We start from the raw sequence: 2,297 nt of genomic DNA on the forward strand, positions 1-2,297 counted from the left end.
GCTACCGCCATGACGAGCATGGCGATGAAGCCCGCTATCTTTCCCAAGGCGATGGAGAAGACGATGAAGCCGACAAAGGACACGCCGATGGCTGCCGCCGCCAGCGTGAGGAAGCGGCCGCGGATGCCCATGAACTCCAGCGGTTTCTGCAGCCCCTTGAATACCGGATAGCCTTCCTTGTCCATAGGATTCTGTCAAGCCTGTTATGTAAAGAACAAGGGCAAAGCCTCTGACAATGCGATGAACGCGATACATCCTCCGATGGTCAGCATGATGGTTTTCTTCACGTCTTGGTCTCCGTTCTGCATCTTGAAATAGACGTTGAACGCACCGACAAGGACGATGACGGCGGCGATGGCCTTCATCAGGTTCGACACGGGTTCCTGGTAGGAACTGACTTCCTGGGTGGCCTTGGTGAAACCTGCCGCTCCCTTGCTGCCTGCCATGGCCTCGCTCACCGAAACGGTTATGGCGATGGCGGCCAGTACACTCTTCTGTGCAAAACGGGAACATTTGATGCGGTTTGCCGCACGATGTAATTGTTTTCTTAACTTTTGCATTTTCAAAACATGTTTATGAAGTTCTATCACTAAAGGAACGTCGGGCTTTCTGGTGAAAGTCCCGTGATATTTTTTCTGTAATGAATCATTACCTCGCATTCTCGCAGGTGAAGATAAGCGCACCCAAATCGCAGCTGCCGGTCTCCGCCAGCCTGTTTATCTCGGTGAGGAGGTCTTCCACGAGGATGCCGTCCGTCATGACGGCTTCCCTGTAACCGGGACGGCGGAAAGGCTTTTCACTTTCAGAATGTTGCTCCGGTTCGTTACCGGCAGCTTTCGTATCATCAGACTGTGATGCTTGGTCAGATGCTTCCGTATTTTCTTCCTGAGAAATTTCCTGCTGCTTTTCGGGTTCATCCCGACTGACCTTGACAGCCTTGAAGGTTTGCGCTTCATCCGATATGTCGATGTCCTCTTCCGCATTGTCGTCCTGCTCCGCCGCCTGTGCGGCCCTGGCTTTCTGTATGTCAAGCACGATGAGTGCCGCATAGTAAAGGACAAGGGTGGTGAAAAGGAGGAATACTATTTGTCCGTATTGCATGGTGTGTACATATTATATGGTTGTCATACCCGGTATTCCGTCTTCCGGCAGGGGAAGGAAATGAAGTCCCAGCTTGCCGCCTCTTGATTCCAGCTGTTCCCTGCGTACCAGCGTGTCGCTATAATAAAGGATGTTGCGCTCGTCGCCCACGATATAGCCGGTGCTTTTCAGCCGGGAGCGCAGCCTGACCCGTGCCCTGTTGGACACGACCTTCAGCCGTGTCAGCGGTTCAAGTCCGAAGATGACACGCCGCCTCTCTTTCCGTATGAGTTCGTTCCGCACACGGGACAGCACCTTGCGTGCCTGTTCCCCGGTACGTTTCAGTCCCAGCCTGGCCGCAATGCGGCTGACGCTTGTCTTGGTGATGCCGAGTTCCCTGCCCATTTCAGAGAAGGAATACTCATGGAAGTGGCTGCGGATATATCCGGCACGTTCCATCCACCCGGACTTGGCTATTTTCACGATGCCCAGCCTGCGTGCCATGTTCTTCACCGCCGTCTCGCTCATGCCGAGTATGCCGGCTGTGTAGGCTGTGGTCTCTACCGGATAGAGTTCGGCAAGCAGGGCAAGCCTGTTTTCGTTCCATTTCTCTTTTCCCATGGTTATATCTCTTTCAGGTTCATGAAAAGCGATTTGTTCTCCCGGCGGTAGCGGGCGAGCTGCGGCAGGAACGCGCCGAAAAAGGCACGGACGATGGCGTTCACCAGGTCGGAACGGCAGCGGCCACGGATGTCGCAGTCGTCCAGCGAGTCGGCAAGGTCACGGTCGAGCTTGCATACCAGCCGCTCTTTCTTGTCGTCGTGGGTGCCCGTGTCTTCAAGGAAGGAGAGAAAATCCTCCCAGCACTTTTCAAGGCCGCCGCTCAGGGAAACGGGGGCTGTTGTATGTCCGGCCGTTGTCTCAGCCTTTCCTGTCTCATGTACATCAGATTCTTCCTGACGCTTGTCGGTCAGGGTTATTTCTGGGTCGTTGATGCCTTTGATAAGGTCGTCTATTTCCGGAATGTTTTTTGCCATTGCGTTATGGGTTTGATGGTTACTGATTATTGTTCGTTCTGATTCTCGTTATTGCCGAAAATGTCGGCATAGATTTCTTCAAATACGGATGCCACGATGCCGGCCTGCATGTCGAGGGCGGCCATGGTGCTGAAACGCTCCATGTCGGCACGCTTGGGGATTTTTCCCGTTACCCGTCCG

At 53.9% G+C, this 2,297-nt stretch carries 4 protein-coding genes and 2 pseudogenes; all 6 read right to left on the reverse strand.

The window, feature by feature from the left end; all coding sequences use genetic code 11:
• Positions 1–185 (reverse strand): annotated as a pseudogene (locus tag QVP67_RS10740) (DUF4133 domain-containing protein); the annotation flags it as partial.
• 18 nt (positions 186–203) lie between these two features.
• Positions 204–560: a DUF4134 domain-containing protein gene (locus QVP67_RS10745; protein WP_022163568.1), complete on the reverse strand. Its 357-nt coding sequence runs from the start codon at positions 558–560 to the stop codon at positions 204–206.
• A gap of 88 nt (positions 561–648) precedes the next feature.
• The gene (locus QVP67_RS10750; protein ID WP_022163569.1) at positions 649–1,101 is read right to left on the reverse strand and encodes a hypothetical protein; all 453 of its coding nucleotides are present in this window, start codon (positions 1,099–1,101) and stop codon (positions 649–651) included.
• 12 nt (positions 1,102–1,113) lie between these two features.
• Positions 1,114–1,701 carry a hypothetical protein gene (locus QVP67_RS10755; RefSeq protein WP_022163570.1) on the reverse strand — a complete coding sequence of 196 codons (588 nt, stop codon included), beginning with the start codon at positions 1,699–1,701 and terminating at the stop codon, positions 1,114–1,116.
• Positions 1,702–1,703: 2 nt separating this feature from the next.
• A complete protein-coding gene (locus QVP67_RS10760) occupies positions 1,704–2,117 on the reverse strand; it encodes a hypothetical protein (protein ID WP_022163571.1) in 414 nt (137 codons plus the stop codon).
• A gap of 56 nt (positions 2,118–2,173) precedes the next feature.
• Positions 2,174–2,297: pseudogene (locus QVP67_RS10765) on the reverse strand (chromosome partitioning protein ParA); the annotation flags it as partial.

Source organism: Bacteroides sp. CAG:633 (assembly GCF_000435115.1).
Lineage (GTDB): Bacteria > Bacteroidota > Bacteroidia > Bacteroidales > Bacteroidaceae > Bacteroides > Bacteroides ndongoniae.